Raw genomic sequence first — 15,517 nt, forward strand, 5'->3', positions numbered from 1 at the left:
TTGCCCATGCACTTCCGCTCATTGCAACGTGTCCTTCAACTTGCGTCCGGGCGCCCGGTAGACATCGCTCAACTGGCGGATCCGCGGATCGCCGACGCCGTCCTCCTCCAGATCGATCCTGGTCTTGTCGCGCTTGCGCTTGATGAAGATCTCGTCCTCATGGTGCAGTTCGACGAAGTCGCGCACCCAGGCGATCAGGCCCGGTGGCATCGGGATCTTCTCGACCTGCACTTCACTGGAATCCGCGTAATCCTGGCCTTCGTAGGCCGATGCGGTGACCAGCATGACCTCAAGCGGCATTTCACGCTCGACTTCGTCCGCCGGCCGCATCACGACATAGACGGAGGGCACCTTGTCGGACAGGGCCGTCAGATAGGCCTCGGTATCCGCCCGGTGCAGTTCCAGCCCCACCGTCGCGGCGTGATACTCGACCGCCTCGCCTTCCTCGCGCAGCATGACCCAATTCGCGGGCCCGGCCCCGGGCAGAACCGACACTGGCCGCCAGGACCATTTCTGCCATTTCGTGACGCCGGGCAACCGCCTGACAACAACACCGACAGGCATTGACCGCGTGCGTTCCTTGTTCACAGGCGCATTCCTCTCCCTGCCGGCTGAACCGGCTTTTCAGCACGTTACACCAATGCTGTCGCACAACGCATAAATTTCAAGCCCGGCTGAAGTCGCGCTTGACGGGCCGGACGAGACACCTTTGTTATGGGGACCGGATTGTGTGATACGCCGAATTCGAATCGGGGCGCACTGTCCGGTGCGGGGGAGAGGACGCGCGAGCCATGCCAGACACAAAGCTGCTGCTTTGCGACTGCCTGAAAAGTCAGTCGCTGAACGTGGAAGCCATTGAGAAAACAACCGGAATTCCTTGCTCCAAGGTCTACACGGAGCTGTGCCGGAAGGAAGCGGCGAGCGCTGCGGAAGCGCTCGAAGCCGGCCCCGTGGTGATTGCGTGCCAGCAGGAACGGGACGCCTTTCAGGAACTCGCGGAAGAGCTCGGCGTCGCCGACCCCATCTTTGTCGACATCCGTGACCGCGCGGGATGGACGGCTGATTCGGTCTCCACCGCCCCCAAGATGGCGGCCCTGATCGCCGACGCCCTGTTGCCGGAACCCGGCGCCCGGGTTGTCGACGTGATCTCGGCCGGCACCTGTCTCATTCTCGGTGATCCGGAACCCGCCCTCGACGCGGCAGCGATGCTTTGCGACAGCCTGAGCGTGACCGTCCTGATGGCGCCCGATGCCGAGCCGCCCGTATCGGACGACAGGCGATATGACGTGGTCCGCGGCCGGATCAGGTCCGCCACCGGCGCCCTTGGCCGGTTCAAACTGTCCTTCGACGCCCTGCAGGAGCGTCTTCCCGGCGGCCGGGGCGCATTCGCCTGGACCGAGCCGCGCAATGGCGCAAGGACCGACTGCGACATCCTTCTGGATCTGCGCCGCGAACCGGCGCTGCTTCCAGCCGCCGACAAGCGTGAGGGCTATCTGCGCGCCGACCCCGGCAACAGCCAGGCCCGGACCCGGGTCATTCTTCAAGCCTCGCAGATGGTCGGCACGTTCGAAAAACCGATCCACATCCGGCTGGACGAACAGCTCTGTGCCCATTCGCGGGCGCGCAAGACCGGCTGCACCCGCTGCCTCGACTTGTGCCCCACGGGCGCGATCACGCCTGCGGGCGATCATGTTGCCGTCGACACGATGGTCTGCGCCGGCTGCGGCAGTTGCTCGGCGGCCTGCCCGTCCGGCGCCATTTCCTATGACGCACCGCCGGTATCGCACACATTCAATCGTCTGCAGACACTGGCTGCGACGTGGCGCAAGCTCAGCGAAACACCGCCGCGCCTTCTGGTGCACGGGCCGGGCCACGGCGCGGAGATGATCCGGCTCGGCGCGCGCTTCGGCCGCGGCCTGCCCGCCGACGTCATCCCGATGGAAATGACCGGGCTGGCCGGCTTCGGCCATGCCGAGGCGCTCGGGGCTCTGGGCTGCGGGTTTGCCTCGGTGACGATACTCGTCTCGCCGGAAACGGAACAGGACGGCCTGCCGTTCCAGGCGGAACTGACCAATGCCATTTCCGGCGGCACCCGGATCGAACTCATCGAACCGTCCGACCCGGACCAGCTCGAGGAGGCCCTCTACGCAAAGGCTCCGTCGGCGCCTTTGGAACAGCCGATCCTGCCTCTCGGCTCGCGCCGTCAGATCGCGCGGCTCGCCGCGAAGGCGCTCGCTCCGGACGCGGCCGTCATCAACCTGCCCGCCGGCGCGCCCTATGGGTCCGTATCCCTGGACAAGGACGCCTGCACCCTGTGCCTGTCCTGCGTGTCGCTCTGCCCTTCCGGCGCGCTGAAGGAGAACCCGGACAGTCCGCAACTGCGGTTCCAGGAAGATGCCTGCCTGCAATGCGGCATCTGCACGACGATCTGCCCGGAAAACGCGCTCTCGCTGGATCCGCGCCTCAATCTGGGCGACGACGCCTTGCGGCCCCGTGTACTCAAGGAAGAAGAACCGTTTCACTGCGTCGAATGCGCCAAGCCCTTCGGCGTGCGCTCAACGGTCGAGCGGCTGACGGAAAAGCTTGCCGGCCGGCATTCCATGTTCCAGGACGACAAGGCCGTCCGCCTGATCCAGATGTGCGACGACTGCCGGGTGAATGCGGTCTATCATTCCGAAAACAATCCCTTTGCCGGAGGCGAACGTCCGCGCGTGCGCACCACGGACGACTACATCAGCAAGCGGCGCGACCATTGAACCGGACATTCAAGCGATCACTGGTACTGGATGGGGGCACCGAGATCCGCCGGCGGGATCCTGGAAACATACGCCAGAATGGCCTCGAGCTCTTCCAGTGTCAGCTCCAGCGGCACCATGGGCGGCGGCCGGGTGATGTCGAACGGTTCGGTGACACCGTCGATCATGGTGAAGGACGGATGCGGGTTGAGCGCGAAGAACGCCTCGAATCGGTATTGCCAGTCGGAAAAGGCGCGCATGACGGCAAAGGAAGGCGAGGAGCCGATGGTCGACATCCGCGTAGCCTCGTTGACCATGTGGCAGCGCCCGCAATGCAGCACCGACAGCTTTTCGCCTTCGACCGCGTCACCGGACAGAACCACGGCCTCCGGCGCCTGCTGCCGGGCGGCTGCCGCGCTGAAAAGCGCCTTGCCGCCGGGCCGGTAAGCGGAGATCGTGTTGCGGCCGACCTTGCCGGTGATCCAGGCCTCGAACCGCGCCAGATGGGCATTGTCCGCGTCCAGGATCTCGAACGTCCATGTCTGGTCGAGGCCGGAAAAGACCGCACGGCCGGTGCCACCCGCAACAAACCGCGCATCGGCCGCCGCGTCCTCCCCGACCAGTTCGATCCGGACCTGGGTTTTCAGCGAGAATCGTGGCAGCAGATGTTTCATGAACCCGCTCGCGACCAGGGATTGCGGCGCGCTCAGGCGGAACGACTTGCCTGCAGCCCCGGCAGGCACCAGCCCGAAGGCGCCCGCAATCAGGCCCGGCACCAGGCTCAGCAGGCAGATAACAACCAGACGGCAGCCCACGCGCTCCTCCCTCACGTTGCTGGCATATGCCGCAAGGGTAGGTGCCGAAGGCCCCAAACGTCAATGCACCGGCAATTGCCACAGGAGGATAAGATGAGCGATGATTTCAACATGTCGATGCGCAAGTTCCTGAAACAGGTGGGTGTCACCTCGCAGCAGGCCATCGAGAACGCGGTGCGCGAGGCTACACCGACTGACGGCAGAACCTTCGAGGTGAAGGCGGTCGTCACCATCGAGGAACTCGGACTGGAACATGTCGTGACCGGCAAGATCGAAGGGTAGGCAGATCGTGTCGCTGACGCGCGAGAGTGTACTGGAAACACTGAAATCCGTCGTCGATCCGGCGACGGACGAATCCGTCGTGGCATCCGGCATGATGCGGGCGCTGCAGGTGAATGGCGGCGCCATCCGTTTCGTGCTGGAGATCGACGGTGCCCGCGCAACCGAAATGGAGGCGCTGGCCGCGGATGCCGAGGAAAGGCTGAAGGCGCTGCCGGACTGCGACAGCGTTCAGGTCGTCCTGACCGCCCACGCAGAACAGCCCGCACCGCCAGCAAAGCCCGCCGAACCGCAACCCATCAAGCCCAGACCTGCGCCTCCGGGCACGTCCGGCCCCCAGAAGGTGCCGGGCATCGACCGGGTCCTCGCCATCGCCTCGGGCAAGGGCGGCGTCGGCAAGTCGACGGTGGCCGCCAATCTCGCCTGCGCGCTTGCCGCCGAGGGCCGCAAGGTCGGCCTGCTGGACGCGGATGTCTATGGCCCCTCCCAGCCAAAGATGCTCGGTGTCAGCGGACGGCCGACCTCCCCCGACGGCCAGATGATCCTGCCGCTGCGCAATCACGGCGTCACCGTCATTTCCATCGGCCTGATGACCTCCGGCGACGAGGCGGTCGTCTGGCGCGGCCCGATGCTGATGGGCGCCTTGCAGCAGATGATGGCCCAGGTGCAATGGGGCAAGCTGGATGTGCTCATCGTCGACCTGCCGCCGGGCACCGGCGACGTGCAGATGACGCTCGGCCAGAAGTTTATCGTCGACGGGGCGATCATCGTCTCCACGCCCCAGGACGTGGCGCTGCTGGACGCGCGCAAGGGCATCAGCATGTTCCAGCAGATGCAGGTGCCGATCATCGGCATGATCGAGAACATGTCGACCCACATCTGCTCCAACTGCGGCCACGAGGAACATGTCTTCGGCCATGGCGGTGTCGCGGCGGAAGCGGAAAAACTGGGTGTTCCCCTGCTGGCGGAGGTGCCGCTGCATCTGAACATCCGTCTTTCGGGCGACAGCGGCACACCGATCGCGATCCAGTCCCCCGACGCGCCGGAGGCCAGTGTCTTCCGCCAGATTGCCCGGGACCTGGTGGCGGGAGGCAACGCATGAGCGCGCTCCAGTTCCCGCCGCTGTTCACGGGAGAACCGCTGAAAGGCCCGGCCGACCCGTTCGACCGAGCGATTGCCCTCGCCATCTCGGGCACCGACGCGGGCACTGTCGTCTATAATCTGTCCGGTCCGCAACTGAAGGCCAGCGTCATCTTCGCCCCCGAAAAACCTCTGGAAGAGGCCATGGCCGCCCTGCCCGTCTGCGGCCTTGGTCTTCAGGCGGCGCTCGGGGCGCTCGCCCCGCCGGAAGTCGCCGTCCATCTGGATTGGGACGGCGGCATCAGGGTCAACGGCGCGGCCTGCGGCAGATTGCGCGCGAAGGCTTCCACCGCGATACCGCAAGTGGAACCGGACTGGCTGGTCATCGGGCTCGAACTGGACATGGAGAGCCCGAAGGACAATCCCGGCGCCGATCCGGACCGGACCTTTCTGTCGGAGGAAGGCTGCGCAGACATCTCGGCGGGGCAGCTTCTGGAAGCCTGGGTGCGGCACAGCCTTTACTGGATCAACCGCTGGCTCGACGAGGGACCGAGACCCGTCCACGATACCTGGCGCGCGCTGGCGCGTGACATGGGCGAACCGGTCGAGATCGACGGCAACAGGGGCACCTTTGTCGGTGTCGACGAGAACTTCGGCATGCTGCTGAGGCAGGACGGCGACACCACCTTGATCCCGCTCTCGACCCGCCTGGAGGCATGATCGCATGAAACTCGCCCGCGCCATTCACCTGGACGACAGCGACCGAAACGTTTTCTTTTCGCCGGCCCGCACTGGCGAATGGTGCCTGTCCGGCGGTTTTGAATTCTCCGACTGGACCGACGCCGATCTGACCGGCAAGGCCCGGCAGGCCTTCGCCAACGGCTGGCTGGGTCTGGAAACCTTCGGCCGGGTGACCTTCGTGGCCGTGACGCCGATCGAGGAGGCGGAATTTTCAAGCCTGGCCGGCGCTCTGGCGCAGCATTTCGTCGACATCTACGGCGCCCCCTCTGTCGAGGCCGCACGGAGTGTGGCCGAGGAAGAACTGCGCTACATGGCCGAGCTTTGCGAAGAGCATCCGGAGAACACGCTGATCGCGGTTCAGCGGGATCTGAGCGAGGATGGCGTCAGGGAGAGTTTCAGGACAATCGCGGCACCGGAAGCCGAACTGGACATGGTCGCCGTGCATGGGGATATGGATTAGGCTGTCGGCAAGTGATTCCGGGAACGCGCGAAATGGTGAGACGGCTGCTCCTATCATGGTTTTTGGGCCTGCTGTCCGCGGGCATGGTCTTCCTGCCGATGAGGCAGTTCCTGGCAACCTCCCCTGAATATTTCACGCTTTCCAGACTGGTCGATGAGCCCGGCGTCTTTCTCGAAGTAATTGTCGGTTCGCTGATGCTGGCTTTCACCGTCGGACTTGCGATCAGCCTGCCCCTGTTGCTGATCGCGGCCGGCATCGCCTTTGTTTTCAATGGCTGGATCACGCGCTTCCCGCTGGCCTTCGCTGGTCTCGCCCCGCTCGTCGCCGCCGTCATCGTGGCCATGACCGACACTTTCTTGGGTGATAACCTGTGGGCAAGAACCCATCCCTTCTGGGAAAAATTCCAGGTGATCTTCTTGTCCTGGGACACCTGGATCTTCGCCCTGCCGGTCGCTGTCGCGGCATCTTACTATTGCATCAGGGCTTCCCGCAGCCCCCAGACAGCCGCAAAATGAACGTGAATTCCGCCGACTTCCGTGCTGAAACCGATGTCGCGGGAACGACAAGCTGAAAAGGAACACGGAGCACATGACCTTCAAGACTTACGCCGGAGACGCCGGTGTCCTGTCCCGCCGGCTTTTTCTGGGCGTGGCCACCGCGGCCCTGGGCGCATATCCCCTTACCGCCTTCGCCCAGGACCTGCCGCCCGCCGAAACGCCGGGCGTCCCTGTGCCTCCCGGGCAGATCGACATGGCTGTCGGCGAGCTCGACCGGATCGTCAAGGAGCTCATGAGCCGCAGCAAGATCCCGGGTGCTGCGGTGGCGGTGGTCCATGAGGGACGCACCGTCTACGCCAAGGGGTTCGGGGAGCGGAAGATCGGCTTGCCGGAGCCCGTCACCCCGGACACGGTGTTCCAGCTCGCCTCCCTGTCGAAGCCGGTCGGGGCGAGCGTGATTGCGCGGCAGGTAACGCTGGAGCGGGTCTCCTGGCAGAGCCGGATGAAGGATCTCCTGCCCTGGTTCGAACTTGCCGATCCCGCGCGCAGCAAGGTGCTGACCGTGGCCGACCTCTACAGCCACCGCTCGGGTCTCCCCGCGCACGCCGGCGACGACCTCGAGGACCTCGGCTTCAACCGCCAGACCGTTCTGGAACGGCTGCGTCTGCTGCCGCTGTCGCCTTTCCGCATAAGCCATGCCTACACCAACTTCGGCATGACCGCCGCGGCCGAAGCGGTCGCCCGGGCGGCCGGGACCGACTGGGCAAGTCTTTCCGAAGAGGCGATCTACCGTCCCCTCGGCATGGCTTCGACCAGTTCCCGCTTCAAGGATTACATGGCCGCCGCCAACAGGGCGGTGCCCCATGCACGTTCAGGTGATGGCTTCTCGCCGCTGTTCCAGCGCGAACCGGACGCCCAGTCTCCCGCCGGCGGCGTCAGCTCCACCGTCAACGATCTCGCCATCTGGATGAAGATGATCCTGGCGGACGGCAACCATGAGGGCACCGAATGGCTTTCACCGGCCGCGCTGCTGCCGGCGGTCAGCCCGCAGAGTGTCTCCAGTCCGCCGCGAAACCAGGACTCCCGCCCAGGCTTTTACGGCTACGGCTTCAACGTCGGTACCGACCCCTCCGGGCGGACCAAGCTCAGCCATTCCGGCGCCTTTGTGCTGGGGGCCGGCACCTGCTTCACGCTCATTCCCTCGCTCGATCTCGGTATCGTGGTCCTGACCAATGCCGCCCCTGTCGGCGCAGCCGAGTCCATCGCCGCCAGCTTTACCGATCTTACCCAGTTCGGCCACGAGACCCGGGACTGGTATGCCGGTTACAGCAGGATCTTTGCCGGGTTCTTCGAGAAGCGTGGCCGCACCGTCGGCATGACCCCGCCGGAAAACGCCGCCCCGCCACCCGCCGCAAACCGGGCCGTCGGCGTTTACACGCACCCCTATTTCGGCCGTATCGAGGTCGGGACAAGTCCGCGCGGGCTGACCCTCGCAGCCGGGCCGAAACCGATGGAGTTTCTTCTCCTGCCCTTCGACGGCCCGGTGATGGTGTTCGATTTCGTCACGGAAAACGCTCCCTCCGGCTCCCGCTCGACGATAACCTTCGGCGGACCGGCCGGCCCTGCCGAAACCGTGGAGATTGAACTCTTCGGCGAAGAACCGGCGACTTTCACCCGGGTCTAGAAACGGTCCGTGTTCACAGCGGCCAAGAGGCCTATCGTCAAGACAAGCCTCTTCCCGGGGTTCCGCTTCCGCGGCCCCAAAAGGGGTGGGTGGCGCACCCGGGAGCCGCAACCATGTGCCGGTTAGACAACAACCTCCCCGGTCATCCGCAGAGCCGCATAGCCGCCGACCGATACGCCGGTGATTTCACCCTCAAGCGTATTCAGAACCGTCCGCACGATGCTGGGCCGGCCCAGTTCGGCCCCCTGTTCGGCAACCAGCACCGCCTGGCCACCCGCACCGGGCAGAAGACTGTGCGACCGGAAGAGTGTGCAGGCGAGTGCGGCGCTGGTGGTGTCCCCGGCTGTTTCCCCGAAACCGGCGGCACCTCTCCGGAAAGCACGCAGACGGATCTTCATCTTGCCAAGCCCGGAAAAGGCGGACCACCACACGCCGATCCCGTCGACTGACCGCGCCCGGCAATAGCCGTCAAGGGCTGCGGTCTCCGGATGGATCGCCGCAAGGGCCTCCGGATCGGCCAATTGCACGAAGATCAGCCGATGCCCCAATGATACGGCCGACACCTTCACCACGGCGCTTGCCGTCACCCCCAGTAGCGATGCCAGCTCCGCGCTGCCCGGCGCGCTCGTGGTGAAGTCCGGCAGCGGCTGGCGGAGGGCTATGGACCCTTCCGGCGCCACGTCCACCGCAATCTCCCCCGACACCGTTTCCAGTACAAAGGCTCCAGGTCCGATCCGGCCATCATCCCTGAGGGCGCTGAACACGGCCACGGCGCCGTGGCCGCTCATGTCGAATTCCGAGAACGGAGACAGGAATTTTGTCTCGAACCTGTCACCAGCCAGCTGACGAACGAACCCGGTCACCGGCGCGCCCAGATCGGCGGCAATCCGCCGGCGTGCCGCCGGCCAGAGCGGCATGTCCTCGAAAACCGCGGCGCTCATGTTGCCGCCGGTCTCGTCGGCGGCGAACGCTGCGTAAAGGCGGACGGGTAAAGTCTCCATTATGGAACTCACAGACAGATGCATTGCCGCGCATCCGAGCACGCAACAGAATTTGGGGCAACACCGGCGCGGTATTTTCCGGGGGACCGGGAACGCCCAGGCGCTGGTAAATTTGCCCTCACAAACTCGTCAGGAAAACGGGGATCCATTTTATTTTAAAGTGATCGCGGTCGAACCCAAGTATCGGCTGTTGCCAGTTTCACTCCCTCGACAGGAGACGCCGTCATGAATACGACCCCTTCCGCAGTCCCATCGGCGCACAGCGTGCCGGCCCTCAATTTCAACACCCTCGGCCTGATGTTCGTTTCGGGCTTCTTTGCCACCATCGCCTTCGACCTCTGGGGCCAGGTGCTCAGCCCCGCTCTCGGGTTCGCCACCCTGTCCCCGCACGGGCTCGCGCGCAGTCTGCTCGGCAGCCTCGGCCTGCCCGCCAGTGATTTTGCCGGTTATTTCGTCCACTTCTACCTAGTCGGCCTGATCGGTTATCCCGTCGGCTGGATGTTCATTTTCGCGCCGCTGTGGCAGCGCGTCGTGGGCGGCACACACTGGCTGCTGCCCGCCGCGATTTACGGGTTCGGCCTGTGGGTCTTCGCCATCGGCGGCATCACGACCGTTGCCGGCCTGCCGTTCTTTCTGGGTTTCAGCGGCATCACCTGGGTCGCATTGGTCGGGCACGTGCTCTACGGCATCGTCCTGGTCGCCTGTCTCGAACTGATCGCGCGCCGGACCAGCGGCTGAAAGCCCCGACAATCCGGAACGGCACATCGGGACACCCGCCCGCAGCACCTGCGGGCGGGTGTCCGTATCCATGCGTAGTCCGGTCTTCAGTTCCCGGCCTCAAGCATCCGCTGGAAAGCGTCCGTCACGTTCCGTTCCAGCTCCTCGTGGAGTTCTATACGCGTCCGGTCGCTGCCATCCGTACACAGCGTGTCGGTCTCGCCGACCAACTGCATGAATTCATGGGCGCCGTCCGCGCAGACCGGCAAGAAGCTGAAATGCACCGCATCCCTGATCCAGCTGTGGGTGGCTTGCGGCATCAGTCCGGCCAGCCTGTCCGCCTTCACCGACGCCGGGACCGTCTCCGGATCACCCAGGTTGATGAAATGCAGGGAACTGCGGATACCGGCAAGGCTTGCCTCGTCGAAAGCCAGGACCAGAGACGGATCGACAAGAACGGTGGCTCTGACACGCGGATCGAGATTGGATTGTTCGAACCGCGCCTTGTCGACCGAGCGCAGGTCCAGTTTGGCAACCTCGATGGCTTCCCGGTTCCGGTAGCCCCTGCCGCCGGCGAACCACACGCAATCCGCCATGTCCGGATAGGTCTCGCAATAGCGGGCATAGGCTTCGAGGTCCGCACGGGCACCGGCAAGTTCCAGCGCCGCCGCTCCTCCGAGCGAGAACCCGAGAACCCCGATCCTGTCCGCCGCGATCACCTTGCCCCAGTCGGGATCGGCCAGCAGCGCCGAGATCACGTTTGAAAGATCATCGGTGCGCTGCCACAGTTTCGGCGTGTCTTCCGGAGTGGAGTCCCCGCTTGTGGTGCCCGGGTGATCGGGGCCTGCGACGATGAACCCCTTGCCGGCAAGCTTCCCGGCCAGCCAGGCCATCTTGTGAATGGATGCACCCGACCCGTGCGAGAAGACGACCAACGGATAGGTGCCCGGCCTCATCGGGGCGTCCGCGAACGCGTCCGTGCCCTGGAAAATCCTGTCCGCGCCGACCGGCACGATGTCGCCGGAGGCGGCGGCAGGATACCAGACCGTCACATCCAGATCCTGGTCCCGCGCGGGCGAGGTGACCTTTATATCCCTGACGCCGGCACCTTTGCTCGCACCTGGATCTCCGGCATGGGATTGAACGCTCAGTCCGGCAAACAGGATCAGCGACCCTAAAATGACCTTGATTTTCATGATGTCTCCCGCAAGTGGTGGTGATGAGCGGGCACTTTTGCTAACCGTTCCACAAAGGGCGTCCTGAATCGCGATCCAGTCTTCCCCAAACGCGATCGGGGACGTGCCGCTCACCAGCGTTTCGGATCCATCGTCTTGATCTTCGTCCCCCTGCCCTTCGTCTTCGCCCTGCTGCTGTCGCTGCTGTTCGCCTATCTGCTGCGCAGCAACGGCACCCTTTCGACGACGCCGTTCCTGATGCTGATCGGCCTGTGCGTGCTCCAGTCGATTATCATCGGACTGCGCTGGGGCTACGGCATCGCCGAGCTGCGCTTTGTCCTTCCCGTCCTGGCCGTCGCCCTGCCCCCGCTCATCTACGAGTGTTTCCGGGGTCTGGTGGATGAAGCCCAAACAAGCCGCATCCGGCTCGCCGCAGCGCCGCTCGCAGCGCTTGTCATTGTCGTCCTGTTTCTTGTTCAGCCGATCCTGATCGACATTGCGATCATCGCGCTCTTCATCGGATATGCCCTCGCGCTCCTGAAACTGGCCCTTGCCGGCCCGGACGGTCTCGACCTGGCCCGGCTGGAAAGCGCGGGATCGGCCTACCGGGCCATGATCCTGGCCGCCGCCTGTCTGTTCCTGTCGGCATTGTTCGATATCCTGATCCTGCTGGACTTCCAGTGGACCAGCGGAGACAACGCGGTGATCCTTGTCGGCAACGCCAACCTGTTCACCTTGCTTCTGATCGGAGTTGCGGCTTCCGTGGCCGCCCGCAGCCACAGCGGCCAGGAACGCGAGTCCGGTTTGCGCGGCACACCGGCTGCAGCGCAGCCCGTCTCCACCTCCGAAGACGCCGACATTTTCGGGCGCATCGACGCGCTGATGCGGCAGGAGAAGCTCTACCGGGACGAAAATCTGAACCTTTCAAGGCTGGCGCGGCGCGCCGGACTGCCCGCACGCCAGGTTTCCGGCGCCATCAATCGCACGACCGGTGGCAACGTCTCCCGCTACGTGAACGCCTTCCGGATCGGCGAAGTCTGCCGAATACTGAGTGAGGGGAATTCCACCATCACGGCGGCCATGTACGAGGCCGGTTTTGCCACCAAATCGAACTTCAACAAGGAGTTCCAGCGCGTTACTGGTCAGAGCCCGGATGCGTGGCGGAAATCGGCGCGGGAGCCGAACGGCTCCGCACCCTGACGCCGAGGTCCGGACAATGAAAATCCCGGCTCAGGCAGTGCCTGGCCGGGACTGATCATGGGCACATGGTGCGGCGGTCAGACCGTGCCGCTTTGCGCCTTGTCGAAGATTTCCAGCGCGCCGTCCTTTGTCAGCGGAACCGGATTGCCGCCTGCGGTCGGGTCGACGATGGCCATTTCCGCGATCAGGTCGCGTTTGCTGTCATCGACCTTCAGGCCCGCAAGCGTATGCGGCACGTCCAGATCCTCGCGCAGTTTCAGAACGGTATCCAGAACGCCCTGATAACCGCCGGAAATGCCCAGGAACCCGGCAAGGCGCTCGAACTTCTGCTCGATGGCCGGTTTGTTGAACTGCAGCACATAGGGCATGAACACGGCGTTGGTCATGCCGTGATGGGTGTCGTAAAGCGCGCCGACCGGATGCGACAGCGAATGGATCGCGCCCAGGCCCTTCTGGAACGCGACCGCTCCCATGGCAGCCGCGCTCATCAAATGGCCGCGCGCTTCCAGGTTCGTGCCATCGGCGACCACTTTCGGCAGGTTTTCCAGCACCAGGCGGATGCCTTCCAGCGCGATGCCTTCGGACATCGGATGGTACATCGGCGCGGAGTAAGCCTCCAGGCAATGGGCGAGCGCGTCCATGCCGGTGCCGACCGTGATGAAGCGCGGCATGCCGACCGTCAGTTCCGGATCGCAGATGACCGTGGCGGGCAGCATCTTCGGATGAAAGATCACCTTCTTGGTGTGGGTCGCCTCATTGGTGACGACGCCCGCACGGCCGACTTCCGAGCCTGTGCCTGCCGTGGTCGGCACGGCAACGATCGGCGCGATGCCGTCCGGGTCCGCACGGGTCCACCAGTCGCCGATGTCCTCGAAATCCCAGATCGACCGGCTCTGGCCGGACATGAAGGCGATCAGCTTGCCGGCATCGAGGCCCGAACCGCCGCCGAAGGCAATCACCCCGTCATGGCCGCCTGCCTTGAAGGCGGCAACGCCGGCTGAAATGTTGCTGTCGACCGGGTTCGGCTTGACGTCGGAAAAGACGGCCGCCTTGAGGCCCGCCGCTTTCAGGGCGGCAATTGCCTCGGCCACCATCGGCAAGCCCGCAAGGCCTGGATCGGTGACCAGAAGCGGATTGGCCATGCCGGCAGCCTTGACCGCGTTGGGCAACTCACCGATGCGGCCCGCACCGAAACGAATGGCGGTCGGATAGGACCAGTTGACGGAAGGAAGTGCGCTCATGTGTGTCTCGTGGGTTTGAAGCTCTGGTTCTATTGCTATTGCCGCAATTTCATTACAGCGGCTGTCTTATTTAGCGTCACCACTTGCTCCCCTCTCCCCCCTTGCGGGGGAGATGTCCGCATCGCGGATAGAGGGGGGTGATCGGCGGTGCGTCATTTCCCGGTGCCGAGTTTGCCGAGAGCCTGGCACCCCCCTCTGTCTCCTGAAGGAGACATCTCCCCCGCACGGGGGGAGAGGGGAAGCAAGATCAAAAGTTTCAGCGAACAGCTCGCACCATCAGTCAAACTCGCTCAGGTAACCTTCGCCTCAATGCTCCACACGGAAGTGGAAGGATTTCGGCCGGGTCAGATTGTGGAAGCCGATCTCGGAAAGGGCAGCGCCCTTGCCGGTGTCCTTGACCCCGGTCCAGACCAGCGCTGGATCGAGATAGTCGCAGCGGTTCATGAAGACGGTCCCGGTCTCGACCTTGTCGCCGATATCCGCTGCAGCTTGCACGTCCTCGGTCCAGATCGACGCGGTCAGGCCGTAGGGGCTGTCGTTCATGAACTGCAGCGCCTCCTCGTCGTCCTTGACCTTCATGATGCCGACCACCGGACCGAAGCTTTCCTCGCGCATCACCGACATCTGGTGATTGACGTCGGTCAGCACCTGCGGCGCGAGATACGGCGTGCCGTCCTTGTCCGCCTCGAATGTCGAGACATCGATATGCGCCTTCGCTCCCTTGCGCAGGGCTTCCCGGGTCTGTTCGCGCACCCAGGCGGCGAAACGGGACTGGGCCATCGGACCGAGCGTCGTGGCTTCGTCCAGCGGATTGCCGAGCTTGTACTGACTGGTCAGGTCGACAAAGCCGTCGACGAACCGGTCGAATTGGCTTTCATGGACATAGATCCTTTCGATGCCGCAGCAGCACTGCCCGGCATTGAAGAAGGCCCCGTCGACGAGATTCTCGATCGCGTAGTCCAGGTCGGCATCGGCGCGGACATAGGCCGGATCCTTGCCGCCGAGCTCCAGTCCAAGCGTTGCAAACGTGCCCGCCAGCGCCTTTTCGATGGCCCGGCCGCCGCCGACCGAACCGGTGAAGTTGACATGGTCGATGGCCCCCGAGCCGAGCAGCTTCTCGGTGCCGGCATGGGTCAGGACAATATTCTGGAACACCCCTTTCGGCAGGCCTGCGATCTCGAATGCCCTGGCGAGGCGTTCGCCGACCAGAAGGGTCTGTGCGGCATGTTTGAGCACCACCACATTGCCCGACATCAGCGCCGGCATGATGGTGTTGATCGCGGTCATGAACGGGTAGTTCCACGGCGCGATCACCATGACGATGCCGAGCGGCACCCGTCGCAGATAGCGCTTGAAGCCCGGCTTGTCGGTGCGCTCGATGTCCGCCAGCGCGTCGGCTGCGGTCTTTGCGCAATATTCCGTGCGCTCGATGGTGCCGCCGAGTTCGCCGCCGTAACGCACCGGCCGGCCCATCTGCCAGGCCAGTTCCGTCACCACCTCGTCATTCATGGCCTTGAGAGCTTCGAGCGCCTTTTCACAATAGGCCACCCGCTCGGCGACACCGAGCGCCGCCCATCCGGGCTGGGCCTTGCGCGCCACCGAGACCACCTTGTCGACCGACGCCTCGTCGAGCGCCGGCCGTTCGGCATAGACCGATCCGTCGATCGGCGAGATCAGCTTGATCACATCAGACATTTTGAACCTTTCATAACCGCATCTTCCCGTGCGGTTTCAGACAAAGTGGTTGGCTCTTGGTAGCAGTCCCGCCCCCCGGGCATCCCTCATCCTGAGGAAGCGCGCCAGCGCTGTCTCGAAGGCTGCGCCGCTCGTTCCGAGTGTGCCGCCCATCCTTCGAGACCGGCCTTGCGACCCTCCTCAGGATGAGGCTGATC

General features: G+C 64.4%; 15 protein-coding genes. 9 read left to right on the forward strand and 6 right to left on the reverse strand.

The annotated features are described in order from the left end of the window. Positions 1–18: 18 nt before the first annotated feature. Complete coding sequence (locus tag WNZ15_RS09765; protein ID WP_342892779.1) at positions 19–564, reverse strand: DUF3305 domain-containing protein; 546 nt, start codon at positions 562–564, stop codon at positions 19–21. A 227-nt stretch (positions 565–791) separates the two neighbouring features. Between WNZ15_RS09765 and WNZ15_RS09770 the strand changes: the two genes are divergently transcribed. Beyond that, positions 792–2,756 carry a 4Fe-4S binding protein gene (locus WNZ15_RS09770; protein ID WP_342892780.1) on the forward strand — a complete coding sequence of 655 codons (1,965 nt, stop codon included), beginning with the start codon at positions 792–794 and terminating at the stop codon, positions 2,754–2,756. Between the two features lie 17 nt (positions 2,757–2,773). Here WNZ15_RS09770 and WNZ15_RS09775 read toward each other — a convergent pair whose 3' ends face one another. Next, complete coding sequence (locus WNZ15_RS09775) at positions 2,774–3,550, reverse strand: hypothetical protein (RefSeq protein WP_342892781.1); 777 nt, start codon at positions 3,548–3,550, stop codon at positions 2,774–2,776. 93 nt (positions 3,551–3,643) lie between these two features. Between WNZ15_RS09775 and WNZ15_RS09780 the strand changes: the two genes are divergently transcribed. The 6 genes from WNZ15_RS09780 to WNZ15_RS09805 all read left to right on the forward strand — a co-directional run bounded on the left by WNZ15_RS09780 (position 3,644) and on the right by WNZ15_RS09805 (position 8,291). Then, positions 3,644–3,832: a DUF6494 family protein gene (locus WNZ15_RS09780; RefSeq protein WP_342892782.1), complete on the forward strand. Its 189-nt coding sequence runs from the start codon at positions 3,644–3,646 to the stop codon at positions 3,830–3,832. 7 nt (positions 3,833–3,839) lie between these two features. Then, positions 3,840–4,931, forward strand: a complete 1,092-nt coding sequence (locus WNZ15_RS09785; RefSeq protein WP_342892783.1) for an Mrp/NBP35 family ATP-binding protein — start codon at positions 3,840–3,842, stop codon at positions 4,929–4,931. Beyond that, the gene (locus WNZ15_RS09790) at positions 4,928–5,629 is read left to right on the forward strand and encodes a DUF4444 domain-containing protein (protein ID WP_342892784.1); all 702 of its coding nucleotides are present in this window, start codon (positions 4,928–4,930) and stop codon (positions 5,627–5,629) included. Before WNZ15_RS09785 ends, WNZ15_RS09790 begins: the two co-directional genes overlap by 4 nt. Before the next feature lie 4 nt (positions 5,630–5,633). Continuing rightward, positions 5,634–6,110 (forward strand): DUF6505 family protein, encoded by a 477-nt coding sequence (locus WNZ15_RS09795; RefSeq protein ID WP_342892785.1) that lies wholly within the window; start codon positions 5,634–5,636, stop codon positions 6,108–6,110. Positions 6,111–6,142: 32 nt separating this feature from the next. After that, positions 6,143–6,625: a hypothetical protein gene (locus WNZ15_RS09800; RefSeq protein WP_342892786.1), complete on the forward strand. Its 483-nt coding sequence runs from the start codon at positions 6,143–6,145 to the stop codon at positions 6,623–6,625. Positions 6,626–6,698: 73 nt separating this feature from the next. Continuing rightward, entirely contained in the window at positions 6,699–8,291 is a 1,593-nt protein-coding gene (locus WNZ15_RS09805) for a serine hydrolase domain-containing protein (protein WP_342892787.1), read from the forward strand. Positions 8,292–8,413: 122 nt separating this feature from the next. Here the strand turns inward: WNZ15_RS09805 and WNZ15_RS09810 are convergent, their stop codons facing one another. Then, positions 8,414–9,292, reverse strand: coding sequence for a PhzF family phenazine biosynthesis protein (locus tag WNZ15_RS09810; RefSeq protein WP_342892788.1), 879 nt, complete (start codon positions 9,290–9,292; stop codon positions 8,414–8,416). 225 nt (positions 9,293–9,517) lie between these two features. On the opposite strand from WNZ15_RS09810, the gene WNZ15_RS09815 reads away from it, so the two are divergent. After that, the gene (locus tag WNZ15_RS09815; RefSeq protein WP_342892789.1) at positions 9,518–10,030 is read left to right on the forward strand and encodes a hypothetical protein; all 513 of its coding nucleotides are present in this window, start codon (positions 9,518–9,520) and stop codon (positions 10,028–10,030) included. 86 nt (positions 10,031–10,116) lie between these two features. Here the strand turns inward: WNZ15_RS09815 and WNZ15_RS09820 are convergent, their stop codons facing one another. Beyond that, entirely contained in the window at positions 10,117–11,205 is a 1,089-nt protein-coding gene (locus tag WNZ15_RS09820) for an alpha/beta fold hydrolase (RefSeq protein WP_342892790.1), read from the reverse strand. 135 nt (positions 11,206–11,340) lie between these two features. Here WNZ15_RS09820 and WNZ15_RS09825 point away from each other — a divergent pair, with 135 nt between their 5' ends. Beyond that, a complete protein-coding gene (locus WNZ15_RS09825; protein WP_342892791.1) occupies positions 11,341–12,384 on the forward strand; it encodes an AraC family transcriptional regulator in 1,044 nt (347 codons plus the stop codon). Positions 12,385–12,461: 77 nt separating this feature from the next. Here WNZ15_RS09825 and WNZ15_RS09830 read toward each other — a convergent pair whose 3' ends face one another. Both WNZ15_RS09830 and WNZ15_RS09835 read right to left on the reverse strand, forming a co-directional pair. Then, positions 12,462–13,625, reverse strand: a complete 1,164-nt coding sequence (locus WNZ15_RS09830) for an iron-containing alcohol dehydrogenase (RefSeq protein ID WP_342892792.1) — start codon at positions 13,623–13,625, stop codon at positions 12,462–12,464. 306 nt (positions 13,626–13,931) lie between these two features. Next, on the reverse strand, positions 13,932–15,320 hold the full coding sequence (locus WNZ15_RS09835) for an aldehyde dehydrogenase family protein (RefSeq protein ID WP_342892793.1): 1,389 nt from the start codon (positions 15,318–15,320) through the stop codon (positions 13,932–13,934). Between the last annotated feature and the right edge of the window lie 197 nt (positions 15,321–15,517).

The organism is Roseibium sp. AS2 (assembly GCF_038900065.1).
Taxonomy (GTDB): domain Bacteria; phylum Pseudomonadota; class Alphaproteobacteria; order Rhizobiales; family Stappiaceae; genus Roseibium.